Source organism: Flavobacterium sp., assembly GCF_044341185.1.
GTDB lineage: Bacteria > Bacteroidota > Bacteroidia > Flavobacteriales > Flavobacteriaceae > Flavobacterium.
The window spans coordinates 58,051-84,021 of the sequence record NZ_JBIISE010000003.1; the positions used below are offsets into that span (position 1 = coordinate 58,051).

Here is a 25,971-nt window from a genome sequence, read left to right on the forward strand (position 1 = left end):
AGGCTGTCAAAATTGGCAGCCTTATTTTTTTACACCTATTTATGAGAGAAAAAAATTCAAAATGGATTATTTTGCTGGTATTAGCAATAGTTTGGGGAAGTTCGTTTATACTAATGAAAAACGGACTAGATGGCGGTATGAATCCATATCAATTAGGTGCGTATAGAATATTTTTTACCTCCGTGTTTTTACTTTTTATAGCAGGAAAAGAACTATTTAAGATAGAAAAAAAGAAAATGAAGTACATTATTATAGCCGGATTATTAGGCAACTTCTTCCCTATTTTTCTTTTTGCCTTGGCGCAAACGCAAATAAGCAGTTCTATTAGTTCGACTTTAAACTCGTTTACTCCATTAAATACTTTGATAATTGGAAGTGTATTTTTCGGACTCACATTTAAAAAGAAACAAATTTATGGGTTACTAATAGGAATTATTGGTTGTTTGATATTAGTTTATGCAGGCGCTTCCGGAAATCCAACAAAAAATTATTGGTTTGCATTATTAGTGATTATTGCTTCATGGTGTTATGCCGCTAACATTAATATGGTGAAAAAATATTTATTTGACGTGTCGCCAATTGGAATTACTGTAGGAAATTTTGCCTTCCTTCTTTTTCCTGCTTTGTTAATTTTATCTTTTACTGGTATTGATTTTCATATCATTCAAAACACAGCAGAAGGCATTGGCATGACAACCTTTGTACATCCTTTAATTTATGTAGCTATTTTAGGAATTGTTGGCACAGGGTTAGCAAATATATATTTTTACAAACTCATACAAATGTCGTCTCCTATTTTTGCTTCCAATGTAACGTATTTGATACCTGTTGTGGCTACAATTTGGAGTATAATTTTTAACGAAGGCGTTACTTTATTACAAGTTTTAGGAACTATAATTATTTTATTTGGTGTGTATATTACGAATAGAAAATAAAATATAACGCATAAAAAAAGGATTGCTTTCGCAATCCTTTTTCATTTTCAAAATAAAAATTTATTCGAAATCTTTATCTGTAACCCCTTCATTAATTTTTATTTCTTGTGTGATGAATTCAATTGATATACCTAAATTCATAGTCATTTTATATGGGAATTTAATACCTTTTACATCTACATAATCATCATAGTAAATTCTTATAAACAATCACATAAGCTTCTTTAGAATTCATCATTTCAATTCCTGTTAAAGAAATATCTTTATTATTTAGAAACTGAAGTTCTAGAAAAGGGAAAGATTGTTGTTTCATGTTAGTAAATTCTTCACCTTCTAATGCCTTTTTTTGTCCTTGAGCTTCTTGATAACCAGTTTTATCACCAACAACTTGTTTCATAACTGTCATTCCCATCATATTCATTAGGATTAAGTTTTTGTTTGAAACAGAAGATTTGGCTAGCATTTCAATCTCACGACCCTGAACTTTCGCTTTTGCAGTTGTCATTGTTGTTTTAACTGCTTTTAAAGCTTTTTCACCACCAATAGCATCAATATAGTTTTTAACAACTGATTGAGCTGTTACACCTGCAGGAATGTCTTTTTTCACCACTGGTTTGTCAGCTTTACTTCCATATTTATCAAAATAGAAAATTGGCATTTTTTCTTTTGCACTCAACGCTTCTAAACCTGGCAATACATCAGCTGCTTTACCTACAATTACAACTCTTGTATTATCTGCTAAGAAATATTTATTAGCTGCATTTCTAACATCTTCTGGAGTTACGGCATTAATGTTTTTCACATAATTTTCGTAAAAATCTTCAGGTAATCCTAATGTTTTAATATTTAAAGCATAGCGAGCAATAGTAGCTGGTTTTTCAATTTGCATTACAAAGTTTCCAATGTATTTTGCTTTAGCATTTTTCAAATCTTCTTCAGAAACTAAATCCGTTCTAATTTTTCTTAATTCATTAAAAATTTCTACAACAGCACTATCTGTTACAGCATTTCTAACTGAAGCAGTAGAAGAAAATTTAGAAATATATTTACTTGCTCCTAAATTAGAATACGAACCATATGTCCAACCGTGTTTTTCTCTTAAGTTTAAAAACAAACGACCTTCTCCACCACCACCAAGAATTTGGTTGGCTAAAATAGCAGCGAAATAATCTTTATCTGTCATTTTTAATTTTGACAAGTTAATTAATGCTATTTCCGATTGAACGGCATTAGGGACATCTACAAAATTAATTTGAGAATATTGTAAATCCTTTGGATCATTGTAAGTTAAATTTGGCGCTGTCGCTTTTTTCCATACATCTGCTCCAAATAATTGCTCTACTTTTTTCTTAACGTCTTTAGTTTTTACGTCACCAATTACTACTAAATAGGCATTTGCTGGAACGAAATACGTGTTATAATGATTGATTACATCTTGTAACGTTACATTTTTTAATGTTTCTTCAGAAGTGAATTCACCATTATAATGTTCTTTTCCATACGTTAATACATTTTGAACACGACCTGCAATTGCAGAAGCACTTTTTTCATCAGATTTTAATCCTTCAATTAGCTTCGCTCTTTCTGCATCAAAGTCTTCTTGAGTAAATAATGGATTTAATGCACCATCAGCTAATAATTCTAAAATTCTTGCCGAATATCTTGACAATCCATTTGCAGAAGCACCTGATTCGTAAAAATTAATATTAGCGCCTAAAAAGTCAATTTCTTCGTTAAATTTATCTTTAGAAATCGATTCTGTAGCATTTCCAATCATAGCGCTTACTAAATCTGTAACTCCTTTTTTACTTCCTTCAGCAAAAGGAGTATTGTCCAAAGTTAAATTATAAGAAACACGTGGTAATTTATTGTTTTCAACAACTAATACTTTCAAACCATTTTCTAACACAAATGTTACTGGCTTTTTAATATTAATTGATGGCGCTGGGCCTTGTTTAGGCATTGGTCTGTCTTGTGCTTGCATAGTTATTGTTAGTAATAAACTGGCTGCGATATATAAATACTTTTTCATGGTAAGATTATTTAGCGGTTTTTTCTTTTGCAGGACCATAATTTAAAATCAAACGTTGGTTTGGGTTTAAATATTTTTTTGCAACTTCTTTAATATCTTCTCTTGTAATAGAACGGTAAATTTCAATTTCAGTGTTTACTAAATTAATATCACCATATAATAAATAGTATGAAGCTAAATTTTCTGCTATGCCTTCTACTGTTGCATTTGAACTCACATAATTGTTTTCAAATTTGTTTTGAAGTTTTTGAAAATCGTTTTCAGAAATTAAATTATTCTGCATATTTACAATTTCTTCATCAATTTCTTTTAATAAACTTTCTGAAGAAACATCACCTAACGGTAAACTGTAAATAATATATTGTCCGTAATCTTCTTGAGAATTACTAAACGCTCCAACTTGAAGTGCGACTTTTTTATCATCTACCATTTTTTTGTATAATTTAGAACTTTTACCATCCGATAAATAAGTAGAAATCATATCTAAAACACGCGCATCTTTTGTTTTCATTGAAGGTGTTCTGTATGCTGCTAAAGTCATTGGTAATTGAACATTAGGGTCTTCCCAAGTTGCATTAATAGTAGCAGTAATTGGTGCTTCTTCAAATTTTTGTCTTACAACAGGCGCTCCTTTAGGAATAGCTCCAAAATATTTTTTAATCCAATCTTTCGCTTGAGTTGAGTCAAACTGACCTGCAACTACTAAAACTGCGTTGTTTGGCACATAGAACTTTTTATTAAACGCTTGAAATTCTTCTAAAGTAGCCGAATCTAAATGTTCCATTTCTCCAATTGTTGTCCATCTGTAAGGATGATTTTTAAATAAATTTTGTTTAATCGCTTTAAAAATATTTCCGTAAGGTTGGTTGTCAATTCGTAAACGTTTTTCTTCTTTAACTACTTCATTTTGGGTATCAACACCAATTTGATTTATTACTGGGTGCATTAATCTTTCCGATTCCATCCAAATGGCTAACTCTAAATTATTAGACGGAAAAACTTCGTAATAATAGGTTCTATCGTCTGATGTATTGGCATTATTTTGTCCACCATTTGCAGTTACAATTTTAAACCATTCCCCTCTTTCAATGTTTTTGGTACCTTCAAACAACAAATGTTCAAAAAAGTGAGCAAAACCCGTACGATTTGGTTGTTCATCTTTTGCACCTACGTGATACATTACAGATGTAATAATAACTGGCGCCGAATTATCTTGATGAAGAACCACGTGTAAACCGTTATCCAAATCAAATTCTTCAAATGCTACTTTCTGAGCATTTGCTGTGCTTCCTAACATTGCTATTGTTCCTAAAGCCATTAATGTTTTTTTCATAATTAATCTTTAATAATAAATGATAAATATTGGTAGCCGAAAGATATGAATTGTTACACTGAAAATAAAAAATATTACAGATTTTATTTTTTCGAATAAAAAAGAAAAGTAATGTTGCAGGTTTAATAAATAGTTATATATTTGCAAACTGAAAAAATAATAATTTAAACACATTGTTATGTACGCAATCGTAGAGATAGCAGGGCAACAATTTAAAGTAAGCAAAGACCAAAGGTTATTTGTTCACCGTTTAGCAAATGATGTAGACGCAAAAGTTTCTTTTGACAAAGTCTTATTAATTGACAACGGCGGAGCATTAACATTAGGCGCCCCAGCTATAGAAGGAGCTTCTGTTGAAGCCAAAGTATTAAAACACCTTAAAGGTGATAAAGTAATTGTCTTCAAAAAGAAAAGAAGAAAAGGTTACAAAAAGAAAAACGGTCATAGACAATCATTTACTCAAATTATCATTGAGAACATCGTTGCGTCTGGTTCTGGTAAAAAAGAAGCGGCTCCTAAAAAAGAAGCAGCTCCAAAAGCAACAAAGAAAGCTGATGTTGAAGTAGAAACGGCTACTGAAGAAGTAAAGCCTAAAGCTACAAGAGCAAAAAAACCAAAAACTGAAGAATAACATTTAAAATATAACGTCATGGCTCATAAAAAAGGTGTCGGTAGTTCGAAGAATGGTAGAGAATCAGAATCAAAACGTTTAGGCGTTAAGATTTATGGTGGTCAAGCTGCTATTGCAGGAAATATCATTGTTAGACAAAGAGGTTCTAAACACAACCCAGGTGAAAATGTTTACATGGGAAAAGACCATACTTTACATGCTAAAGTAGATGGAATTGTAAAGTTCCAGAAAAAAGGTGAGAACAAATCTTGGGTTTCTATACTTCCATTCGAAGCATAATTAATCTAAAATTACAAATATAAAATCCCAAATACCTAAATGGTTTTTGGGATTTTTTTTGATAAAATTTGATACAAAAAAACCCTCGCTGAAAAGCGAGGGTTTCTAAATATCTAAAAATCTAACTTTCTAAGAAGTTTAGATTAATATCTGTAATATTCTGGTTTAAATGGTCCTTGAACCTCAACACCAATATATTCTGCCTGATCTTGACGTAATGTTTCTAATTCTACTCCTAATTTAGAAAGATGTAAAGCCGCTACTTTTTCATCTAAATGTTTCGGCAACATATATACTTCATTTTTGTAATTAGCGCTATTTGCCCATAACTCTAATTGCGCTAAAGTTTGATTAGTAAATGAATTACTCATTACAAAACTTGGATGACCTGTTGCACAACCTAAGTTAACTAAACGTCCTTCTGCTAAAATAATAACTTCTTTACCGTTTACAGTGTAAATATCAACTTGTGGTTTCACTTCGTTTTTGGTGTGACCAAAATTTGAATTTAACCAAGCCATATCAATTTCATTATCGAAGTGACCAATGTTACATACAATAGTTTTATCTTTCATAGCTTCAAAATGACGACCTAATACAATATCTTTATTACCAGTTGTAGTAATAACAATATCTGCATTAGAAACCACAGAATCTAATTTTTTAACTTCAAAACCATCCATTGCAGCTTGTAAAGCACAAATTGGGTCAATTTCTGTAACCGTTACAATAGAACCCGCGCCACGGAAAGAAGCCGCTGTTCCTTTACCTACATCTCCGTATCCACAAACTACTACTCTTTTTCCTGCTAACATAACATCTGTTGCTCTACGAACCGCATCAACTGCAGATTCTTTACAACCATATTTGTTATCAAATTTAGATTTAGTTACCGAATCGTTTACGTTGATAGCTGGCATATATAAAGTACCTGCTTTCATTCTTTCGTATAAACGGTGAACACCTGTCGTTGTTTCTTCAGATAAACCTTTAATTCCTTTAACTAATTCAGTGTATTTATCAAACACTAAATTTGTTAAATCTCCACCATCATCTAAAATCATATTTAAAGGTGCACGCTCTTCACCAAAGAATAACGTTTGTTCAATACACCAATCAAATTCCTCTTCATTCATACCTTTCCAAGCATAAACTGGAATTCCAGCAGCAGCAATTGCAGCAGCAGCATGATCTTGAGTAGAGAAAATATTACAAGAAGACCAAGTAACATCTGCACCTAAAGCCACTAATGTTTCAATTAACACAGCTGTTTGAATAGTCATATGTAAACATCCTGCAATACGAGCCCCTTTTAAAGGTTGACTTGCACCAAACTCTTCTCTAAGTGCCATTAAACCTGGCATTTCAGCTTCTGCTAATAAAATTTCTTTTCTTCCCCATGCTGCTAAAGAAATATCTTTAACTTTGTATGGTACGTAAGGAATTGTTTTTGTACTCATTATAATTGTATATTTATTTTTAATTTACGAGTGCAAAGGTACAATATAAGTTTTATATTAGAAATTAATTTTAACTTTTTAAGTTTTGTTGATGCCATTAAACAACTGAATCACAATAAAATAAAAACCAATAAATAAATAAAGTATGCCTTTTTATAAAGAAATCATCATAAACGAACACACAAGTGCCTATTTTTGGAAAATTACCGAAGATATTGCTTGGTTTTACGAAAAGGCGTTACTTAACGAAAAATCTTTATCGAGATTACAAACCATGCAGTCTGTTTCGCATCAAAAAGGGTTTTTGGCAGTTAGAATGTTACTTCAACACATTAATTTAACCGATTTTGATTTGTTTTATGATGCATTCGGAAAACCGCACCTGAAAGTCGAAAGTCAAATGTCAAATGTCAAATGTCAAGAAATTAATACTATAAATTCAGAACAAAAACACATTTCAATTTCACATTCACATGAATTTTCTTGTATTTGTATTAGCAATAAACCTGTAGGAATTGATATTGAAATGTGTAAAGAAAAAATATTAAAAATTTCGTCAAGATATATGGATATTTCTCATATTGAAAACTTATCCATACCAGATAAAATCAAAAAAGCAACTGTAATATGGGGCATAAAAGAAAGTATTTTTAAATTAAAAAATGAAAAAGGCATCAGTTTTCCAAAGCATATTTTCGAAGGACCTTTTAAATTAGAAGACAAAGAAGGTACCGCTCAATTAATTTTTAATAACAAACCCGAAGATTTTCAATTTCAGTTTGAAATAATTGAAGAGTATGCTTTTGTTTGTGCAATAACTAAATAAATATGTTTGAAACCATCATCCATCAATATAAAAGTATTCCTAATTGGCAAATTGGAATTGAAATTATCATTTTTATTTTTGGTGTTTTAAGTGTGTATTTTGCAAAAAAAGAAAATATTTTAGTGTATCCAACTGGAATTATTTGCACCATATTATCCGTATATATTATGTATAATGCTAAATATTATGCCGATATGAGTATTAATATCTACTACTCCATAATGAGTGTTTACGGATGGTTTCATTGGAAAAAAATAACAAATGGCGAAGTGCTTTCTATTTCCAGAACCAATATGAAAGAAAAAATTATCGGTATAATTTTATTTCTTATAACAGCTATAATTTGTATTTATATTTATAAATTTTTTAATTATAAATTACAGATTAACAATTATTTAGATATTTTCACCACTTCATTATTTTTCTCAGCAATGTGGTATATGGCTAAGAAGAAAATTGAAAACTGGACACTTTGGATTGTTGGAAATACGTTTGCCGTTTATATTTTTTTTGACCGACAACTATATATTATAGCCATACAATACATAATTTTTACTATTTTAGCCATCTCAGCGTATATAGAATGGAAAAAATATTTAGCGAAATAGATGTACAACAAATAGTAAAAAGAGGAAATTCTTTAGAAAAAATTATGCAACAATTGCATTATTTTAAAAATGGAATTCCTACAATTAACTTACTAAAAATCGCATCTATAAACGATGGAATTTTTCAATTTTCAGAAAAAGAAATTTCTGAATATTGCAACTTTTTTGACACATATAAAGACAATTATTCTATTGAAAAATTTGTTCCGGCAAGTGGCGCTGCTACAAGAATGTTTAAATCGTTAAATGAGTTTTTAACAAAATTTAATCCTGAAAAAGACACTATAAATTCGTATGTAAACTTAAATAAAGAAAGAGAACTATCTTTATTTATAGTAGGATTAAGAAGCTTCCCTTTTTATAACGAATTAAAAGAAAAAACTAAAACAATTTACACAGATTATCCGAATTACAATACAGATCAAAAAGTATATGCAATCGTAAAAACGTTGTTAACTGAAAAGGGTTTGAATTTTGCTAATAAACCAAAAGGGGTTTTACCGTTTCATATTAAAGATAATAAAATAATAACACCAATTGACGAACATGCTTCAGAAACCGAATTTTATAAAAAGCAAAATCAAAAAGCAAAAATTCATTTTACGATTTCTAAAGAATTTCAATCCGATTTTTTAAATATTACAAATAAATATACTGATTTAGAAATTACGTTTTCGTATCAAAGCGAAACATCAGATACTATTGCTGTTACTGCTAACAACACGCCTTTTAGAACTCCTGAAAACGAATTGTTTTTTAGACCTGGTGGTCACGGTGCATTAATTGAAAATTTAAATCAATTGCAATCAGATATTGTTTTTATTAAAAATATCGATAACGTTTCTCAAAATAATCGAGAAATTATTTTAACTTATAAAAAATTATTAGGCGGTATTCTTTTATATACAAAACAGGAAGTAGATGTGGCATTAAAAAAGTTTCAAAAAAACGAAATCAACGAAAATACTATTAAAGAAATTATTCATTTCGTTGAAACAAAAATGTCAATTCTTTTGCCTCAGGAGTTTAAAATGTATCAATTTGACTATCAAAAAGAGTATTTAATTAAAATATTAAACCGACCTATACGTGTTTGTGGAATGGTAAAAAACGAAGGCGAACCTGGAGGTGGACCTTTTTGGGTTCAGGATGAAAAAGGAAGACCGAGTTTGCAAATTGTAGAATTATCACAAATTGATTTAAATAACGAAAATCAACAAGCGATCTTTAAAAATTCTACACATTTTAACCCTGTGGATATTGTTTGCAGTATTAAAGATTTTGAAGGAAACAAATTTGACTTAAATCAATTTATTGATCCTAAAACAGCATTCATTACAGAGAAAACGAAAAACGAAAAAAAAATAAAAGCATTTGAATTACCTGGTTTATGGAATGGTGCTATGGCAGAATGGAGTACTATTTTTGTAGAAGTTCCAATAGAAACGTTTAATCCAGTTAAAAAAGTAACGGATTTATTAAAACCAGCACATCAACCAAATAATTTAGACATCAATTCTGGTTTATAATGAACATAGAAATCATTTCATCAGAACTTAATTTTAAAGCGGTAAGAAGTAGCGGTGCTGGTGGACAAAATGTAAATAAAGTATCTTCTAAAATAGTATTAATCTTTGATGTGGCTACCTCTCAAGGTTTAAATGAGAACGAAAAATTATTACTTTATACTAAACTAAAAACAAAAATATCACAAGAAAATTTAATGATTCTAACTTGCGATGAAGATAGAAGTCAATTCAAAAATAAAAAAATCATCATCAAACGTTTTTTTGAAATGATAGAAAACGCTTTAGCACTTCCAAAAGTTAGAAAAGCAACTAAAATTTCAAAAGGTGCCAATGAAAAACGCATTCAAGAAAAGAAAAAAGCGGGAGAAATTAAAGCCGGGAGAAAAAAATTAGATTTCTAATTAACTAAAGTAAACACATTCAAACAACACAGATTAAAGAAATTTTAAAAATTATACTAATTTATTAAATCTGTGTTCCAAATCAAAATTGTATTACTATATTTGCAACATCTCAAAGGGGTGCTTGTTTTTCAGGCTGAGATTATACCCATAGAACCTGGGCGGGTAATGCTGCCAAGGAAAACCGAGAACTACAAATGTTTCTGAATTAGCTTCAGAATAGAAATTCTCAAAATCATTTTATTAATTATTTTTAACCAAGAGTAATTACCCCTTTTATTCGTATGAATTTACGAAGTATGAATGTATTTTTAAAAAAGCAAAAAGCAAAAGGCAAAAGGCAAAAGATTTATAAATTAAGTCTGTTTTTTATTCTCTTTTCTCTATGTTCTTTCAGTCAAGAGCAACCCAAAGATTCTGTAAAATCAATTGAAGAAGTCTTAATTTCTGGCGTACGAGCTAAAGACAAAAACCCAATTACATTTACAAATGTTTCTAAAACACAAATTGCACCAAGAAATTTAGGGCAAGACATTCCAATTTTATTAAACTATTTACCTTCAGTTGTAACAACAACAGATGCCGGAGCAGGAATTGGATATACCTATATGCGGGTTCGTGGATCCGATGGTTCAAGAATTAACGTAACTTTAAACGGTGTGCCTTTTAATGATAGTGAAAGTCAAGGTACCTTCTTTGTTAACTTACCTGATTTTGCTTCTTCTTTAGAAAGCATTCAATTACAACGAGGTGTTGGAACCTCAACAAGTGGTGCTGGTGCTTTTGGTGCGAGTTTAAATTTACAAACCAAAGCTGCACAACAAAACAGTTATGCTGAAATAGCTAATTCCATTGGAAGTTTCGGAACCCGTAAACACACATTAGCGTTTGGAACAGGATTACATAATAATTTCGAAATGAACGCTCGAATTTCTAAAATAAAATCGGATGGTTTTATTGATAGGGCTTCATCTGATTTATTTGGATATTATTTTGATGCAAATTATATTACAAAAAATACAATTATTAAAGCAATTGCTTTTGGCGGAAAAGAAAAAACGTATCAGGCTTGGAATGGATTGGAAGATGAAGAAAAACTAAAAAATGATAGAACATATAATTCGGCTGGTCAGTATACAGGTGAATTTGGAAATACTCAATTTTACGATGATGAAACCGATAATTATTGGCAAAATCATTTTCAATTGCATTGGAATGAAAAACTAACTTCAAAATGGCAATCAAATCTTGCGTTGCATTATACTTTAGGAAAAGGCTATTTTGAACAATATAGAGAAGACGAATTGTTTTCAGATTATGTATTGCCCGACTTTAATGGCAATACAAGTACTGATTTAGTCAGAAAACGTTGGTTAGACAATGCTTTTTTTGGAACCACTTTTTCTTTAAATTATAAAACTGAAAAAACAGATGTTATAATTGGTGGAGCGGCAAATAAATATCAAGGAAAACATTTTGGCGAAGTAGTTTGGACACAATATTATGTGCCAAATTCCAACAAATACTATGACAATTTTGGAAATAAAAACGATGTGAATTTCTACTCGAAAGCATCGCAACAATTAGGAAAATTGAATGTTTTTGCTGATTTACAATATCGTATGGTTTTCTATCAAGCGAATAGTATAAAATTTAATGACGTGAATGATACGTTCCGTTTCTTCAATCCAAAAGCTGGAATTACGTATACATTAAATCAGGCAAGTTCTATTTATGGTTATTTCGGAATTGCAAATAAAGAACCTCGTAGAGATGATTATGAAAGTGGAAGCATCAAACCTGAACGTTTACAAGATTATGAATTGGGATATAAATTTAAAAATAAAAAAACCAGTTTGAATATTAATGCCTTTTATATGAGATATAAAAATCAATTGGTAGCCACTGGTGCTTTAAATGATGTGGGTAGTCCTGTTTTTGAAAATAGCGGGAAAAGTTATCGAGCAGGTATAGAAATTGAAGGGGCTATTAAAATAATACCAAAAGTAATGTTACAACCAAATCTTACATTAAGTACCAATAAAAATAAAGATTTTTATTTTGAACGAGATGGCGTTTTAACTAATTTAGGAAATACAAATATTGCTTATTCACCAAATATGGTAATAGGAAACGTATTAACATATTCCCCAATTAACACGTTACAAATTTCGTTATTAACCAAATATGTTGGTAAACAATATATGGGAAATATTGATGCTGAAAAATCAATTTTACCCGATTATACCACATCAGATTTAAACATAAACTACGAATGGAAAATCAACAAAGGCATAAAATCGATTGTGTTTTCAGGTTTAATTAATAATATTTTCGATAGAACGTATGAATCGAACGGCTATTTTTACACATATAATGATAATTGGAGCGGACCGGGAATTTCAACAATTGAAGGCGTTGGTTTTTATCCACAAGCGGGAATCAATTTCTTAGCTGGAATGAATTTGAAGTTTTAATTTTTTGGATACACAGATTTTACAGATTGAAATTTTAAAAATCCGTTTAATCTGTGTACCTATTTTTCAATCCAGGCTGTAATACTTCTGTCGTCTGGTTGGGTTTTTGGTGAAATGACTTTTTCTAATTCGCCATTTTCGTTAAGAAGAAATTTTTGAAAATTCCATTTTACGGTTGCGTCTTTTACGCCGTTTTTTGATTTCTTTGTTAAGAATTCATAAATGGGATGCATATTTTTTCCTTTTACTGAGATTTTTTCCATCACAGGAAACGTTACACCATAATTTACAGTGCAAAAATTTTCAATATCAGAAGCATTTCCTGGTTCTTGCCATAAAAAATTATTGGCGGGAAAACCTATAATTTCAAAGTTTTGATTTTTATATTTATCGTAAATCTTCTGTAATTTTTCGTATTGAGGTGTCAAGCCGCATTTTGAAGCGGTATTCACTACCATTATTTTTTTACCTTTTAAAGTTGAAAAATCGAACTGATTTCCTTTTAAATCGTTCACTATAAATGAATGAATTGAACCTTTAGGATAGGTTATTGTTTCTTTTTTTAAAAAAGAAAATATGGATTGTAACATTAATTATAGACTTTTATGGTTGTTGCATCTATCATTTGTACACGATACGCTTTCATTGGATATTGTTTTCCAGCAGCCAATCCTGTAAATAAACTATATTCGGCATCGTCACACGGACATTTTGCATTAATCCCATTAATTGTCATCGTAGAGCAATCGGTTAAAGGCTGATTTGGGCAAGCGGCATCATAAGCCAAAAAATTACCACTTCCTGCATTAAAAACAATCAAACCTCGAATTCCTGCTCCTGCCGAATTTACATAAACTGCACTGGAAGGATATGCTAATACCGAATATTGAGGAAAACTCATATTTAATATCACTTCAAAAGGATAATTAGGTAAATATGGGTTGTTGTTATTTGCCTGTGTATCTCTATCACAAGAAAAAAAGATGGTAAACAAAATAATAAAGTAAAAAATTCGTTTCATTTTTTATATTTATTTGATTTATCAAAATTAATTTATTTATATTTGACAAACTAATATAGTAAACGAAAAATAGTTAAATAAATTATATCTTTGCAAAAAGGGAATCCCATAGTTGTGGGATTTTTTCTATTTTATAAATTAATGAAGTTATGAGCACAGTATCTTATTACACAGCAGAAGGATTAAAACATTTAAAAGACGAGTTAGATCAACTTAAATCTATAGAGCGCCCTAAAGCGTCACAAGCTATTGCAGAAGCAAGAGACAAAGGAGATTTGTCTGAAAACGCAGAATATGACGCAGCTAAAGAAGCGCAAGGTTTATTAGAAATGCGTATTTCTAAAATGGAAGAATTAGTATCAAACGCAAGAATTATTGATGAATCTACATTAGATGTATCAAAAGCATTGGTATTGTCTAATGTGAAAATCAAAAATCAATCTAACGGTATGGAACTGCAATACAAATTAGTTGCAGAAAGTGAAGCGGACTTGAAAACGGGTAAAATATCAGTAACTTCTCCTATTGGAAAAGGATTATTAGGTAAAAAAGTAGGTGAAATTGCAGAAATTATTGTGCCAAACGGCGTATTAAAATTTGAAATTTTAGAAATTACACGTGACTAACTTAATGTGTCAATTAGTCAATTGGTCTATGTGCCAAAAAATTGATTAATTGAAAATTGGCTAATTGAAAATCCAAAAAAATGAGTTCTATTTTTACCAAAATAATAAACGGAGAAATTCCTTGTTATAAAATTACAGAAAACGAAGATTTTATTGCTTTTTTAGATGTAAATCCGAATGCGAAAGGCCATACGTTATGTGTTCCAAAGCAAGAAATAAATAAAATTTTCGATATGGATGAAGATTTATATCTAAGATTAATGGCATTTTCAAGAAAAGTAGCCATTGCTTTGGAAAAAACAGTGTCTTGTAAACGAATTGGTGTGGCTGTTGTAGGTTTAGAAGTACCTCACACACACGTTCACTTAATTCCGCTTCAAGATATGGACGATATGCGTTTTCAAAGAAAAACAGCATTGACCCCCGAAGAATTTTCAAAATTAGCTGAAGATATAGCTAAAAATTTATAAAAACTATCTCCACAAATTTTAAATGAGTTTGTGGATTTTTTTTAACTTTCTTTCTTAAAAATCATTTGCATCGTGGTGCCTTTACCAATTTCAGATTGCACTACTCTAATTTTACCTTTGTGATATTCTTGTACAATACGTTTGGTTAACGACAAGCCCAAGCCCCACCCTCTTTTTTTAGACGTATAACCGGGTTCAAAAATAGTTTTAAATTTATTCTTCGCAATACCGCTTCCTGTATCTGTAACCGTTATAAAAACGTTAGTATCTCCTTCTACTATTTCAATAGACAAATTACCTTTTCCTTTCATAGCATCAATGGCATTTTTTACTAAATTTTCAATTGTCCAACTATGTAACGTAGGGTTTAGTGACACATAAAGTGGCTTTTCAGGTGCTCGAAAATCAAAAATAACTTGCTTAGAAACCCGTGATTGTAAATATTCAAATGATGATTTTGTTTCTTCGATTATATCTCTTTTTTCTAAGATAGGTTCGCTACCAATTTTTGAAAACCTGTCGGTAATGGTTTGCAGTCTGTTTATATCTTTTTCTATTTCTTCAATGGTAGTAGCTTCAACATTTTCCAACTTCAATAACTCCAACCAACCAATTAATGAGGATAAAGGCGTACCTATTTGATGAGCCGTTTCTTTAGCCATTCCTGCCCAAAGTTTATTTTGGGTTGCCATCTTTGTTGCTCGATAAAAATTATACACCACGCCGCCAAACAAAAAGGCTACTAATAATAAGGCAATTGGATAATATTTTAGTTTGTTTAAAATTGGAGAATCACCGTAATACACCAAATGATAATCGTTTTTTGCAAATTGAACTTTTATTGGTGCATTTTGACTTTTTATTTTATATAAAAACGCTTTTACTTTAACACTATCATTTTCTATTTCACCTAAATTCAAATTACTTAAAATTTTACCTTCTTTATCAGTAAGAATTAATGGAATGTTTTTGTTGTTTTCAATAATAAACGTTGGTAATTGAATATCGGCATTAACATCGGCATTTCTTAAATTCTTTAAAGCAGTAGCCCAAAGTTCCATTTTATTGCGTTCTTCTTCTTTAAACGTTTGAAAAAAAACATAGGTGTTCCATAAAATTAAGGAAGCAATTAAAAACGATGAAATAATAATAATCCAACGTGTAAGATTTCTTTTTTCAGAAAACTGCATAAAAAGTATTTTGAGTAAAAATAGGGAATTTTTAGAATTAAGAACAAGGTAAAAAGTAAAAAATTAAAAGGAAATTCTAGTATATTTGTAAAAAATACAACTTATGTTAAGTATTAATCCAAAAGAAATATCGCCTTTAAAACTGCAAAGTTATTTACAAACTGCTGTGTCGCCAAGACCAATAGCGTTTGCAAGTACTATGGACGATGATGGAAATCCAAATTTATCTCCATTTAGTTTTTTTAATGTGTTTAGTAGCAATCCGCCAATTTTAATTTTTTCACCAGCCAGACGGGTTCGAAACAATACTATAAAACATACTTTGATAAACGCACAAGACACACGTGAAGTTGTAATTAATATTGTAAATTACGATATGGTACAACAAATGAGTTTATCTAGTACCGAATATCCAGATGGTGTAAACGAATTTGAAAAAGCAGGGTTTACTATGTTACCATCAGATAGTGTTGCGCCATTTAGAGTGGCAGAAAGTCCAGTGCAGTTTGAATGTAAAGTAAATGACATTATTGCATTAGGAACTGAAGGTGGTGCAGGAAATTTAGTGATTTGTGAGGTAGTAAAAATTCATATTCACGAAAGTATTTTAGATGAAAACCAAATGATTGATCAGCATAAAGTTGATGTAGTTTCTCGTTTAGGAGGTAATTGGTATAGTCGAGCTAACGCAGGATTATTTGAGGTGGAAAAGCCATTAACTACCTTAGGAATTGGTGTAGATATGATTCCAGATTTCATCAAAGAAAGTGGCTATTTTGATGGAAATGATTTAGGAAAATTAGGAAATATAGAAGCTATTCCAAATGACGAAGAAATTACTATATTTGTAAAAGAAAATTTTGAAGTAAAAGCCGTTTTAAGTTCAGACGATTTTGATACGAAATTTAAAAAAGCAAAAGAATATTTAGACAACAATCAGGTTTTAAACGCTTGGAAATTGTTATTAGCACAAAAATAAATTATAAGAGTTATGGAAGTTATTGGAAAAATTAAAGTAATTGGAGCTACACAAGATGTAAGCGCTTCATTTAAAAAAAGAGAATTAGTTGTTACTACTGAAGAGCAGTATCCACAACATATTTCAGTTGAATTTCAACAAGCAAAAGTGGATGATTTAAATTCATATCAAGTTGGTGAACAAGTAAAAGTATCTATCAATTTAAGAGGTAGAGAATGGACGTCTCCACAAGGTGAAGTAAAACATTTTAACACCATCACAGGATGGAGAATTGAGAGATTGTCAAATGCAGCTCCAACAAGCTCACCAGAAATGCCCCCAGTACCTGTTGCAGAAGCTTTTGCACCAGCAACCGACTTTAAAGAAGAGGAACACGACGATTTACCTTTTTAATCTTCGATTAAAAAATAAATTACAAAATTGAAATTCCAAATTCCAAAACTCTGTAAAAAGATAAATTTGGAGTTTGGATTTTTTTTAAATTGAAATATGTATTTTTTAACATCTGAACTTTATTTTCCACCTTCTTCAGAAACATCTCCCGAAGGAATTATTGCTGTGGGTGGTGATTTGTCTCCAGAACGACTTTTATTAGCATACCAAAATGGTATTTTTCCATGGTATGATGCTGACGAACCCAAACTTTGGTGGTGCCCAAAAGAAAGAATGGTGTTGTTTTTCGAAAATTTAAGAATTACGAAAAGCATGAAAAAAATAATTATCCGAAATGAATTTCAAGTTACTTTTAATACAAATTTTAGAGCAGTAATTTCTAACTGTCAAAAATCTCCAAGAAAAAACCAAGACGGCACTTGGATTTCTAATGAAATTGTGGAAGCATTCTGCAAACTAAATGAACTAGGTTATGCCAAAAGCGTAGAAGTTTGGCAAAATAACGAATTAGTAGGCGGCTTATACGGAATTGATTTAGGCGATGTGTTTTGCGGTGAAAGTATGTTTTCAAAAGTGCCTAATGCCAGTAAAGTTGCGTTTATTCATTTGGCAAAACAATTAGAATTAGCTAACTATAAACTTTTAGATTGCCAAGTGCATAACAATCATTTAGAAAGTTTGGGTTGTATAGAAATTGAAAGAGAAGCGTTTTTGGCGATTTTGAAAAGTTAGATTTTACAGAGAAAAAAACTAATAAAAACAAAGAATCGCAAAAGTTTATTTATTTTGAATACAGATTTATCTTGCATCAAATTTTTTTAAACTTCTTACATATAAATCTTCTACTTTTTTTCGAGCCCATTCTGTTTTTCGTAAAAAAGTTAAACTCGATTTAATGGTTGGGTTTTCATTAAAACATTTTATTTTTATCAATTCGCCAAGCGTATCAAAACCATAATAATCGACTAATTTCTCGAGTATTGTTTTTAATGTTATGCCGTGAAGTGGATCCATTTTATATTTAGATTTTTAGAATATTAGATTTTTTGACTGAAGTAGACTGATTTCTCACCCAACAATCTTCTACGTGATCGTTTACCATTCCTGTGGCTTGCATATGAGCATATACTACTGTGGAACCCACGAATTTGAACCCACGCTTTTTTAAATCTTTACTTAGTTTATCTGAAATTTCAGTGGTTGCTGCAACTTCACTTAATGTTTTTGGTTTGTTATCAATTGGTTTGTTGTCTACAAAAGCCCAAATATAGTTAGAAAAACTACCAAATTCTTCTTGCACTTTTATAAAGGCTTGAGCATTAGTTACTGCGGCTTTTATTTTTAATTTGTTTCTAATTATTCCAACATCTTCCGCTAATACTTGTAATGTTGCATCGGTAAATTTAGCTACTTTTTGCACATCAAAACCGGCAAATGCTTTTCTAAAATTATCTCTTTTTACTAAAACCGTATACCAACTTAAACCTGCCTGGAACGTTTCTAAAATTAGAAATTCAAATAAAGTGGCATCATCATAAACAGGTTTTCCCCATTCGTTATCGTGATAGTCTTTATATAAATCGGTTTTTTCGCACCAAGCGCAACGTTTCTTAGTCATTTACTATCGGTTTTTCGTTATTATGAATGTAAGTTTCAATTAAATAATGACCTAAATAAATTAGCGGTGTTAAGCAAATTGCAATGATTAATTTAAAAGAATATCCAGTTAATGAAAATTCTATATATTGTTGTGAATTCCAAATTCCTGGTAAATAAAAGGCAATTCCTCCTACTATAAATGAATCAATTAATTGTGAAATGACTGTAGAACCTGTACTTCGTAACCAAATCATTTTTTCTCCAGTTTTCTTTTTGAAATAACTAAAAAGCGTGACGTCTAAAAACTGCGCGACTAAAAAGGCAAGAATAGAACCTACAATAATCAAATTACTTTGTCCAAACACAGCCGTAAATTGAGCATTTGAAACGGGACTGATGCCTTTTGCTTCTGGAATTTTCATCGAAAAAAATAAAATTATAAAACAGTAGGCGATTAAACCTGCGGTAATATAACTCAATCTTTTTACTCCTTGTTTCCCGAAATATTCATTAATTAAATCGGTAGTAATAAATACGATTGGCCAAGGCAGAATTCCCATACTTAATACAAAAGGACCAATTTGAATTAATTTCCCCCCAATAAGTTCGGCAGTAATGGCATTGGTAATAAAAATACCTGCCAAAACAATATATACTATTTCTTTTTTGGTTTTTAACATTTATTCCTCGTAATACTCCTCTTCTTCGTAACTTTCATCCGCGGGATTAGTTGAAAAATTTACTCGCAAATGATTGTCATTTAGCGATTCATTAATCATAGTTTTCATTTTTTGATTAATTTCTTTATCATCAATAATTTTTTCGTCATCAAACCTTCTAAAAGCTTTCAGATTTAGTTGATTATTTTCATCATAAACAAACGCAATAGCGTTTAACTTTTCAGTATTTTTTCCATACGAGTCAGCTTCTATATTAATTTTCTTATAAAAGAAATAAGCTATTTTTTTATCGTTCTGAGTTACTATTTTTTCATCCAATAACACAATAGAATCATTTTTTTTATCAAAATCTTCATAATAATGAATGGCATTCATTACAATACTATCTTTACTAAATGCTGCTAATTCATCTGTTTGCTTATTGTGATACAACATTTGCAACGCTGTATATTTTGTTTTTGGTTGGCTAATTAATTTATCTAATACTCGTTTATCTAATTTTTTATTTCTTGCCAATTCGCGATTAGCTATCGCTACATTTAAATCGTCAATATTTAATTTTTCTGCTTTCTCATACAATTGACGCATATCTTTTTCATTTTTAAATGAATATAAAATAGATAAATAACTATTTAGAGCTTCCACAGGTGCGCCATTTTCGTCATCATAATTATATTCGTCATCATCATCGCTGGCTTCATCTTCAAATTTCCAACTTACCAAACGCTTGTATTCTAATTTCGCATTGGTAAGCAACATTTTTTTGTATGATTTTAGTTTTTTTGATGATACTTTTTCAGAATTTAATAGCACTTGAACGAACTCAACTATTGGCTCGTGAAATTCATTAATACTATAATATTCTAAAATATTTGGATATAAAACTTGTGCATTTTCAAGGTCTGCCATAAATAAATTAAACAATCCAGAAATTACATAATTTTCCGAAATTGGTAAATCATAATCTAATAATTCGGCAATTTTTTTATAGGCGACTTTGCTTTTTTGTAATGTCAAAGCACGCAAGATTGAAAATTGTGTTTGTGTTGAAACGTCTTGTTTTTTATACGCTTGCTCTAAAAACGGGAGTACTTCTGGAGATTTTAAAGCGCCGATACTTTCAAACAAATCGCCTTTAAAGTCCATTTCTTCTTTTCTAAATTCGAAATTTTCTAACAGGTTTTTAATTTTTGAAAAATCCGATTCTTCAATGGTTAAATTGTTGAATGATTTTATTGCCGAATAGCGTATACTATCATGTTCGCTATTTAAATCTTCTTCAAAAATGCTGAATTTATTTTCAAAAAAAGTTCTTGATGTTATGGAAGCATCATCTACTTTAAACGAATTGAATACTTTTTCAATAAAAGGGTTATCGTTATTGTAATTTTTATCAACTAAAGTTGTGAGCGTGTAATATTCACCTTTTTTGAGTACAATTTTATATTTAATAGCTTGCGTGCTTTTAGGTTTTGTAGCTAAAACTTCGTACACATAAAAATCATTTACGGGATCTTTAGTGAATTTTTCATTAACCAAATCTAACTTTTGGTTCGAAGTTAATGCCAATGTTTTATCCCAAGTGGTTGCTTTATAATCTAACGGATTAAATTTGTCCTTTTCATTTGTATCAATAGTGTTTGCCACAGAATTAAAACTAACCGCTTCTGTTGCAACAGAATCTACCACAACTTCACTATCGGAAAAATTAAATTCATTACTATCGGTATAGTTTTTATATTCAAAATCTACTGAAATGTTTTTCTTAATTTGATTAAAAAGCGTGTCTAAAACTGCATAGCTTTCGTACCTATGGGGTTGCGAATACGTAATTTGAATATTGCTTTTATTTGGTGAAAAAATATCAAACGATTTGTATTTTACCTCAAAATGATTGGTTTTATTGTCTTCTTTATATCTGTTTTTTCTTTCGAATTTAAAATCTAAATATTCATTTTCCTGTTTCGGAATTTCTACAGAAAAATGAGCTGTAGAATCTTTAAAAGTTTTATAAATAATGTCTTCTTTTGCTTTTGTAATTTCGAATGAGTTAAAAAAAGCATCGACTTTATTTTTTGAAGCATTAACAGTTCCTAATAAATAATATTTATTTCCTTTTAAGGCGGATTTTAAATAAATGTTTTTTTCTTTTAATTTAGATTGCGATGTACATTCAAATTTATTATTATCAAAGCTTGTTTGCATAGAATCCAACTCGTGAACGGCATAAAATTCGTAATGCATTCTTTTCAATTCATATTCAGAATCCTCTAAATTTTCATAATCCATTATCGTACTTTCTATAACAAAATAATGCGCGTTTTCTTGCTCGTCAAAGGCATAAATTTCTGTATCTTCCAGTCTTTTATTGTCTTTTTTATTTCCTACTGTTGTGTAATAAGAAGGTAACGTAACTTTAAAATTTTGCTTGTTTGGTACTACTGTTGTCAACTCTTGTTTGTATGATTTAATTTTAATATTATTATACACCTCATCTTCATATTTTCTTACATAATCACCTTCTCCACTCATAATTACAGAAATAATTTCAAGTGGTGTTATATAATATCTATATCTTTCGTTTTTACCCGTTTTAGTTTTGCTTTTGATATCATACACAAAATTATTTTTTTCTTGGTATGATTTTTTTTCTAAAATTTCACCGGGAATGTTTTCGAAAAACAAACTATCAAGTGTTTTATGGTTAAATTTCTCATCTTTTTTGCTAATAAAATCCTTAAGCAACATACGTTTAACATTAATGTAACCACCATTTCCTAAATCAGGAGATTCTAAATTTTCGCCATTTTTTAAAACCAAAGGAAACAGAGGCAAAGAAATCATTTCATCGGCTGTTGTATTTATTTCAAAAACAGGCTTTACAAAATACTCTTCAATTTGTTTCTTTATTTTTTTTCCTTTTTCAGTATAATCAGAAAATATTGGTGTAACTGTATATCCTTTTCTTCGTAATATTTCAATCATTCCATTCTTTCCAGGTAAATGTGCGGCACCAACTGCGGCAAACAAACTTCCTGTTTTCATGATAGAATCCATGCTTTTAGACATAATTTCATTTCTATCAAAAAGCATGGCTTTGTTGTATAATTTTGGAGACGAAAGCATGTTTAGCGTATCCAATAAATCTAAATCTTTTTCGCGATATGCGTCTCTTAAAACCTCTGCAAAAGATCGCTTTTTTAATAGTTTTAATATTGCTTGTTTGTTTTCATCCACTTCACTTCTATCCATTTCCGCTTCCGCTTTTTCGATATTTAATGTGGTAGATTTAACGTTTTCTAATCCTAATGTCTTTTTGCCATATTTTCTTCCGGTTCTATAAATGAACATATCCAAATAGGTTTCCTCTTGAAATTCTTGATTGGCTTGATTGGTTCGAGATAACAATCCAATTAAATTATAATTTGTTCCTCTGAAAAGTGAGTATAAATAGTCTTTTTCTATAGGTGAAGTATAAAAATTAGTGTAAAAATTTCTTCTTGTTTGTGTAGATTGATAAAAACCGTACAAATCGTATAATTCTGTCCAAGTATTTGGTTCGCTTTCGTTAGCAATAAAATCTGAAGCCATTAATTTTTCAAAAAAAGAATCAGACAAATGAAAGGAAACCTTATCAGAAACATGCATGGTTCCATACATGTAGGATTTTTTGGTTAATCCGTTACCCGAAATCTCCCAAAATAAACTTTGGTATTTTTTTTCTTGTGCAACTGTAGAAAGGGATAAAAATGTAAGTAAAAATAAAATCTTTTTCAATGGGATAATTATTAAGTTAAGTTGTCCCAAATATAATAAATTGAAAAGATTTTTAATATGATTTTTTCAAAAAATAAAAACTATTTCCATTTAATCGTTTCTATAATTTTTTTCATATCATTTTTAATATAATCCGCTGCTGGAAGTATAGAATCAAAATTTGGTTTAGAGTAAAAATACATACTGGCTGTAACAAAATTTTTAGTACTATCCGTAGCGTAAAATTGAGCATTTGTAGCGGCATTCCCACCTACTTGATAAAACATACCGTATACTTTACTATCTGGGTTTATGTAAGGTTGCTCTGCAATATCGTTTGCTTTTATAGCGTGTTCGTACGTTAATTTTTGAGCATCAATTAATAATTTCTCTAAGTTATTTTTAACAGGTTTGTACGTTAAATATACCGTTGCTTTCATTTTTGGATAATGAATTTCCAGTCCACAATTTGATGTGGCTTTTACTTCTCCCAATTCGTTTTTGTCAAAATCGAAACCGCAAGAGTTGGAAAATTTCATATATTTTGCCGGTGGATATTCTAAGCTTAATTGTCCTGTAGGCTTTGGCATTTTATCATCCCCACAAGATAGTAAAGAAAGACAAAGTAAGCTAAAAATAAGGCGGATTTTCATTTTTATGTGTTTAAGGAAAGTACAATCTATACCCAGTAATCTAAATCAAAATTAATCTAATGAATCAAAATCAACATCTTTTGAACTAGGCGGATTTGAAGTTGGTGCTTTAGATAAATCGGAATCTTTTTTGGTATTTAAGAATGTGAATTCTGTAACTTGAATTTCAGTAGTATATTTTGTAGTACCATCTTCAGCTGTCCATTGACGTGACTTTATTCTACCTTCTATATAAATTTTATCTCCTTTAGAAAGGTATTTTTCACATAATTCAGCCGCTTTATTTCGCACGACTATATTATGCCATTCTGTAGAAGTGATTTTTTCTCCTGTAGATTTGTTAATATATACTTCATTTGTTGCCAAAGGAAATCTTCCAATACAACTTTGCGCATCAAAATAATGCATTTTTACCTCGTCACCTAAGTGCCCGATTAGAATAACCTTGTTTAAAGTACCGTTCATGGCTTATATGTTTTTATCAAAAATACTAAATATTATTTATATACCAATTTTTTCAATAAAATTATGCAACACAATTGGAACTGGCAATTGTTTTACTTCTGAAAAAGTATAGCTGTTTTTCAATGTTTCTACGGTTTCTACTCTATAAAATTTAATATATAAATGCTGATGCGATAACTTATGTAATACATCAAAAGCATCATAATATTCAAAATTTTTAATGTTATATGTTTCTTTTAATTGAAGAAACAAATTCTGTTCTTCCAATTCATTTTCAGATTCAATACAAGGAAATTCATATAAATTTTTCCAAATTCCGTTTTCAGTTCTTTTATTCATTATATAATTTCCAGAGGCATCGTGAATTAAAATGTAATTCAAAAATCGCTTCGTTATTTTATTTTTTTTCAATTTTACCGGTAATTCCGAAACAATTTTGAGTTTATAAGCTTCACAACTGTCGTTAAAAACACAATCTTTACAATTTGGGTTTTTAGGCACACATTGTAACGCTCCAAATTCCATTATTGCCTGATTATGAAGATTTGGTTGTGTTGTAGAAAGTAATTTTTGAGCCAGTTCTATAAAATATTTTTTTGTTGTATTTAATGAAATGTCATAATTAACATTAAAAACCCTTGACAATACTCTAAAAACATTGCCGTCTACAACCGCAACCGATTCGTTTGCAGAAAAAGAGGAAATTGCTGCAGCAGTATACGTTCCAATTCCTTTTAATTTTATTAATTCGTCGTAAGAAGTTGGGAAAATACCATTATGGTTTTCTACAACTAATTTAGCCGTAAAATGTAAATTTCTGGCACGAGAATAGTATCCAAGTCCTTGCCAAAGCTTCAAAACTTGTTGTTCATCGGCATTAGCTAAATCATTTACGGTTGGAAAAGTAGTTACAAAATTTATATAATACGGTAATCCTTGACTCACTCGTGTTTGCTGCAAAATAATTTCTGAAAGCCAAATTTTGTAGGCATCATTGGTATTTCGCCATGGTAAGTCCCTATAATTTTGATGATACCAACTGATTATTTTAGTTGAAAAATTCATATGAATAATTAAAGTTGTAAAAATAAATCATTTATCTGGTTAAATTTTAGTTCATTATGTTTGAATTTGTATTTTTTTAATTCATATATTTGCACACTCAAAAAAATACACATAAAATTTAACACGCAAGAAAATGACGAAAGCAGATATCGTAGCAAAAATTTCAGAAAAATTAGGTCTTGAAAAAGGTGACGTTCAAGCTACTGTAGAATCATTCATGGAAGAAGTAAAAAACTCATTAGAAACTGGTGATAATGTTTACTTAAGAGGATTTGGTAGTTTTATTGTTAAAACAAGAGCTGAAAAAACAGGAAGAAACATTTCAAAAAACACAACAATCAAAATACCAGCTCACAACATTCCAGCATTTAAACCTGCTAAAATATTTGTTGAAAGCGTTAAAGAAAAGACAGAAGTAACTGTATAATATTATTTATTAATCAAAAAAAACTACACATTATGCCAAGTGGTAAAAAAAGAAAAAGACATAAGGTAGCTACTCACAAGCGTAAAAAAAGAGCGAGAGCTAACCGTCACAAAAAGAAAAAGTAGTCTAATAACTA

General features: G+C 30.1%; 26 protein-coding genes, 1 pseudogene and 1 riboswitch. Of the genes and pseudogenes, 14 read left to right on the top strand and 13 right to left on the bottom strand.

Features of this window, described 5'->3' with window-relative positions:
- The first annotated feature begins 41 nt into the window (after positions 1–41).
- Positions 42–935: a DMT family transporter gene (locus ACIQZ1_RS01345; protein ID WP_396158330.1), complete on the top strand. Its 894-nt coding sequence runs from the start codon at positions 42–44 to the stop codon at positions 933–935.
- A gap of 60 nt (positions 936–995) precedes the next feature.
- On the opposite strand, the pseudogene ACIQZ1_RS01350 reads toward ACIQZ1_RS01345, so the two are convergent.
- Positions 996–2,967 (bottom strand): annotated as a pseudogene (locus ACIQZ1_RS01350) (M16 family metallopeptidase).
- A gap of 7 nt (positions 2,968–2,974) precedes the next feature.
- Positions 2,975–4,300 carry a M16 family metallopeptidase gene (locus ACIQZ1_RS01355; RefSeq protein WP_396158332.1) on the bottom strand — a complete coding sequence of 442 codons (1,326 nt, stop codon included), beginning with the start codon at positions 4,298–4,300 and terminating at the stop codon, positions 2,975–2,977.
- 178 nt (positions 4,301–4,478) lie between these two features.
- On the opposite strand from ACIQZ1_RS01355, the gene rplU reads away from it, so the two are divergent.
- Together rplU and rpmA are read left to right on the top strand one after the other, a co-directional pair.
- Positions 4,479–4,931: a 50S ribosomal protein L21 gene (gene rplU / locus ACIQZ1_RS01360; protein WP_396158334.1), complete on the top strand. Its 453-nt coding sequence runs from the start codon at positions 4,479–4,481 to the stop codon at positions 4,929–4,931.
- Between the two features lie 18 nt (positions 4,932–4,949).
- On the top strand, positions 4,950–5,210 hold the full coding sequence (gene rpmA, locus ACIQZ1_RS01365) for a 50S ribosomal protein L27 (RefSeq protein ID WP_091310265.1): 261 nt from the start codon (positions 4,950–4,952) through the stop codon (positions 5,208–5,210).
- Between the two features lie 143 nt (positions 5,211–5,353).
- Here the strand turns inward: rpmA and ahcY are convergent, their stop codons facing one another.
- The gene (gene ahcY, locus ACIQZ1_RS01370; RefSeq protein WP_396158336.1) at positions 5,354–6,670 is read right to left on the bottom strand and encodes an adenosylhomocysteinase; all 1,317 of its coding nucleotides are present in this window, start codon (positions 6,668–6,670) and stop codon (positions 5,354–5,356) included.
- 145 nt (positions 6,671–6,815) lie between these two features.
- Between ahcY and ACIQZ1_RS01375 the strand changes: the two genes are divergently transcribed.
- From ACIQZ1_RS01375 to ACIQZ1_RS01395, 5 genes are all read left to right on the top strand, one after another.
- Positions 6,816–7,496 (top strand): 4'-phosphopantetheinyl transferase family protein, encoded by a 681-nt coding sequence (locus ACIQZ1_RS01375; RefSeq protein ID WP_396158338.1) that lies wholly within the window; start codon positions 6,816–6,818, stop codon positions 7,494–7,496.
- Positions 7,497–7,498: 2 nt separating this feature from the next.
- Positions 7,499–8,104, top strand: coding sequence for a nicotinamide riboside transporter PnuC (pnuC, locus tag ACIQZ1_RS01380; protein WP_396158340.1), 606 nt, complete (start codon positions 7,499–7,501; stop codon positions 8,102–8,104).
- Positions 8,080–9,633, top strand: coding sequence for a DUF4301 family protein (locus ACIQZ1_RS01385; RefSeq protein WP_396158342.1), 1,554 nt, complete (start codon positions 8,080–8,082; stop codon positions 9,631–9,633). Before pnuC ends, ACIQZ1_RS01385 begins: the two co-directional genes overlap by 25 nt.
- On the top strand, positions 9,633–10,034 hold the full coding sequence (gene arfB, locus ACIQZ1_RS01390; protein ID WP_396158344.1) for an alternative ribosome rescue aminoacyl-tRNA hydrolase ArfB: 402 nt from the start codon (positions 9,633–9,635) through the stop codon (positions 10,032–10,034). The genes ACIQZ1_RS01385 and arfB overlap by 1 nt, the downstream gene beginning before the upstream one ends.
- Positions 10,035–10,140: 106 nt before the next feature.
- Positions 10,141–10,235, top strand: a riboswitch (TPP riboswitch).
- Positions 10,236–10,333: 98 nt separating this feature from the next.
- Complete coding sequence (locus ACIQZ1_RS01395) at positions 10,334–12,511, top strand: TonB-dependent receptor (RefSeq protein WP_396158346.1); 2,178 nt, start codon at positions 10,334–10,336, stop codon at positions 12,509–12,511.
- A gap of 59 nt (positions 12,512–12,570) precedes the next feature.
- On the opposite strand, the gene ACIQZ1_RS01400 is transcribed toward ACIQZ1_RS01395, so the two are convergent.
- Together ACIQZ1_RS01400 and ACIQZ1_RS01405 are read right to left on the bottom strand one after the other, a co-directional pair.
- A complete protein-coding gene (locus tag ACIQZ1_RS01400; protein WP_396158348.1) occupies positions 12,571–13,101 on the bottom strand; it encodes a glutathione peroxidase in 531 nt (176 codons plus the stop codon).
- Positions 13,101–13,532 (bottom strand): hypothetical protein, encoded by a 432-nt coding sequence (locus ACIQZ1_RS01405; protein WP_396158350.1) that lies wholly within the window; start codon positions 13,530–13,532, stop codon positions 13,101–13,103. Before ACIQZ1_RS01405 ends, ACIQZ1_RS01400 begins: the two co-directional genes overlap by 1 nt.
- 149 nt (positions 13,533–13,681) lie before the next feature.
- On the opposite strand from ACIQZ1_RS01405, the gene greA reads away from it, so the two are divergent.
- Positions 13,682–14,158, top strand: coding sequence for a transcription elongation factor GreA (gene greA / locus ACIQZ1_RS01410; RefSeq protein ID WP_396158352.1), 477 nt, complete (start codon positions 13,682–13,684; stop codon positions 14,156–14,158).
- A gap of 80 nt (positions 14,159–14,238) precedes the next feature.
- The gene (locus tag ACIQZ1_RS01415; RefSeq protein ID WP_396158354.1) at positions 14,239–14,628 is read left to right on the top strand and encodes an HIT family protein; all 390 of its coding nucleotides are present in this window, start codon (positions 14,239–14,241) and stop codon (positions 14,626–14,628) included.
- 41 nt (positions 14,629–14,669) lie between these two features.
- On the opposite strand, the gene ACIQZ1_RS01420 is transcribed toward ACIQZ1_RS01415, so the two are convergent.
- Positions 14,670–15,818 (bottom strand): sensor histidine kinase, encoded by a 1,149-nt coding sequence (locus tag ACIQZ1_RS01420; RefSeq protein ID WP_396158356.1) that lies wholly within the window; start codon positions 15,816–15,818, stop codon positions 14,670–14,672.
- 103 nt (positions 15,819–15,921) lie between these two features.
- Between ACIQZ1_RS01420 and ACIQZ1_RS01425 the strand changes: the two genes are divergently transcribed.
- The 3 genes from ACIQZ1_RS01425 (at position 15,922) to aat (ending at position 17,922) form a co-directional block, all read left to right on the top strand.
- Positions 15,922–16,797 carry a flavin reductase family protein gene (locus ACIQZ1_RS01425; RefSeq protein WP_396158358.1) on the top strand — a complete coding sequence of 292 codons (876 nt, stop codon included), beginning with the start codon at positions 15,922–15,924 and terminating at the stop codon, positions 16,795–16,797.
- A gap of 12 nt (positions 16,798–16,809) precedes the next feature.
- On the top strand, positions 16,810–17,190 hold the full coding sequence (locus ACIQZ1_RS01430; RefSeq protein WP_396158360.1) for a DUF3127 domain-containing protein: 381 nt from the start codon (positions 16,810–16,812) through the stop codon (positions 17,188–17,190).
- 96 nt (positions 17,191–17,286) lie between these two features.
- Positions 17,287–17,922: a leucyl/phenylalanyl-tRNA--protein transferase gene (gene aat, locus ACIQZ1_RS01435; protein ID WP_396158362.1), complete on the top strand. Its 636-nt coding sequence runs from the start codon at positions 17,287–17,289 to the stop codon at positions 17,920–17,922.
- Positions 17,923–17,988: 66 nt separating this feature from the next.
- Here the strand turns inward: aat and ACIQZ1_RS01440 are convergent, their stop codons facing one another.
- From ACIQZ1_RS01440 to mutY, 7 genes are all read right to left on the bottom strand, one after another.
- Positions 17,989–18,204, bottom strand: a complete 216-nt coding sequence (locus ACIQZ1_RS01440; RefSeq protein ID WP_396158364.1) for a VF530 family DNA-binding protein — start codon at positions 18,202–18,204, stop codon at positions 17,989–17,991.
- Between the two features lie 7 nt (positions 18,205–18,211).
- Positions 18,212–18,808: a DNA-3-methyladenine glycosylase I gene (locus ACIQZ1_RS01445; protein ID WP_396158366.1), complete on the bottom strand. Its 597-nt coding sequence runs from the start codon at positions 18,806–18,808 to the stop codon at positions 18,212–18,214.
- A complete protein-coding gene (locus ACIQZ1_RS01450) occupies positions 18,801–19,469 on the bottom strand; it encodes a queuosine precursor transporter (RefSeq protein ID WP_396158368.1) in 669 nt (222 codons plus the stop codon). Before ACIQZ1_RS01450 ends, ACIQZ1_RS01445 begins: the two co-directional genes overlap by 8 nt.
- On the bottom strand, positions 19,470–23,246 hold the full coding sequence (locus tag ACIQZ1_RS01455; protein ID WP_396158370.1) for a TraB/GumN family protein: 3,777 nt from the start codon (positions 23,244–23,246) through the stop codon (positions 19,470–19,472).
- Positions 23,247–23,326: 80 nt separating this feature from the next.
- The gene (gene gldD, locus ACIQZ1_RS01460) at positions 23,327–23,878 is read right to left on the bottom strand and encodes a gliding motility lipoprotein GldD (protein WP_396158372.1); all 552 of its coding nucleotides are present in this window, start codon (positions 23,876–23,878) and stop codon (positions 23,327–23,329) included.
- A gap of 51 nt (positions 23,879–23,929) precedes the next feature.
- Complete coding sequence (locus ACIQZ1_RS01465) at positions 23,930–24,343, bottom strand: single-stranded DNA-binding protein (protein ID WP_291242426.1); 414 nt, start codon at positions 24,341–24,343, stop codon at positions 23,930–23,932.
- Between the two features lie 36 nt (positions 24,344–24,379).
- Entirely contained in the window at positions 24,380–25,408 is a 1,029-nt protein-coding gene (gene mutY / locus ACIQZ1_RS01470; RefSeq protein ID WP_396158375.1) for an A/G-specific adenine glycosylase, read from the bottom strand.
- A 133-nt stretch (positions 25,409–25,541) separates the two neighbouring features.
- On the opposite strand from mutY, the gene ACIQZ1_RS01475 reads away from it, so the two are divergent.
- Entirely contained in the window at positions 25,542–25,835 is a 294-nt protein-coding gene (locus tag ACIQZ1_RS01475) for an HU family DNA-binding protein (RefSeq protein ID WP_291242428.1), read from the top strand.
- Positions 25,836–25,971 lie beyond the last annotated feature (136 nt).

Coding starts and splice junctions, on each gene's coding strand:
- ACIQZ1_RS01375 (WP_396158338.1), top strand. CDS start 6,816: ATGCCTTTTTATAAAGAAATCATCATAAACGAACACACAAGTGCCTAT.
- ACIQZ1_RS01345 (WP_396158330.1), top strand. CDS start 42: ATGAGAGAAAAAAATTCAAAATGGATTATTTTGCTGGTATTAGCAATA.
- ACIQZ1_RS01425 (WP_396158358.1), top strand. CDS start 15,922: ATGTTAAGTATTAATCCAAAAGAAATATCGCCTTTAAAACTGCAAAGT.
- ACIQZ1_RS01400 (WP_396158348.1), bottom strand. CDS start 13,101: ATGTTACAATCCATATTTTCTTTTTTAAAAAAAGAAACAATAACCTAT.
- mutY (WP_396158375.1), bottom strand. CDS start 25,408: ATGAATTTTTCAACTAAAATAATCAGTTGGTATCATCAAAATTATAGG.
- arfB (WP_396158344.1), top strand. CDS start 9,633: ATGAACATAGAAATCATTTCATCAGAACTTAATTTTAAAGCGGTAAGA.
- ACIQZ1_RS01415 (WP_396158354.1), top strand. CDS start 14,239: ATGAGTTCTATTTTTACCAAAATAATAAACGGAGAAATTCCTTGTTAT.
- ACIQZ1_RS01355 (WP_396158332.1), bottom strand. CDS start 4,300: ATGAAAAAAACATTAATGGCTTTAGGAACAATAGCAATGTTAGGAAGC.
- ACIQZ1_RS01395 (WP_396158346.1), top strand. CDS start 10,334: ATGAATGTATTTTTAAAAAAGCAAAAAGCAAAAGGCAAAAGGCAAAAG.
- ACIQZ1_RS01420 (WP_396158356.1), bottom strand. CDS start 15,818: ATGCAGTTTTCTGAAAAAAGAAATCTTACACGTTGGATTATTATTATT.
- rplU (WP_396158334.1), top strand. CDS start 4,479: ATGTACGCAATCGTAGAGATAGCAGGGCAACAATTTAAAGTAAGCAAA.
- ACIQZ1_RS01465 (WP_291242426.1), bottom strand. CDS start 24,343: ATGAACGGTACTTTAAACAAGGTTATTCTAATCGGGCACTTAGGTGAC.
- ACIQZ1_RS01430 (WP_396158360.1), top strand. CDS start 16,810: ATGGAAGTTATTGGAAAAATTAAAGTAATTGGAGCTACACAAGATGTA.
- ACIQZ1_RS01385 (WP_396158342.1), top strand. CDS start 8,080: ATGGAAAAAATATTTAGCGAAATAGATGTACAACAAATAGTAAAAAGA.
- pnuC (WP_396158340.1), top strand. CDS start 7,499: ATGTTTGAAACCATCATCCATCAATATAAAAGTATTCCTAATTGGCAA.
- ACIQZ1_RS01445 (WP_396158366.1), bottom strand. CDS start 18,808: ATGACTAAGAAACGTTGCGCTTGGTGCGAAAAAACCGATTTATATAAA.
- ACIQZ1_RS01475 (WP_291242428.1), top strand. CDS start 25,542: ATGACGAAAGCAGATATCGTAGCAAAAATTTCAGAAAAATTAGGTCTT.
- gldD (WP_396158372.1), bottom strand. CDS start 23,878: ATGAAAATCCGCCTTATTTTTAGCTTACTTTGTCTTTCTTTACTATCT.
- ACIQZ1_RS01440 (WP_396158364.1), bottom strand. CDS start 18,204: ATGGATCCACTTCACGGCATAACATTAAAAACAATACTCGAGAAATTA.
- greA (WP_396158352.1), top strand. CDS start 13,682: ATGAGCACAGTATCTTATTACACAGCAGAAGGATTAAAACATTTAAAA.
- aat (WP_396158362.1), top strand. CDS start 17,287: ATGTATTTTTTAACATCTGAACTTTATTTTCCACCTTCTTCAGAAACA.
- rpmA (WP_091310265.1), top strand. CDS start 4,950: ATGGCTCATAAAAAAGGTGTCGGTAGTTCGAAGAATGGTAGAGAATCA.
- ACIQZ1_RS01450 (WP_396158368.1), bottom strand. CDS start 19,469: ATGTTAAAAACCAAAAAAGAAATAGTATATATTGTTTTGGCAGGTATT.
- ahcY (WP_396158336.1), bottom strand. CDS start 6,670: ATGAGTACAAAAACAATTCCTTACGTACCATACAAAGTTAAAGATATT.
- ACIQZ1_RS01405 (WP_396158350.1), bottom strand. CDS start 13,532: ATGAAACGAATTTTTTACTTTATTATTTTGTTTACCATCTTTTTTTCT.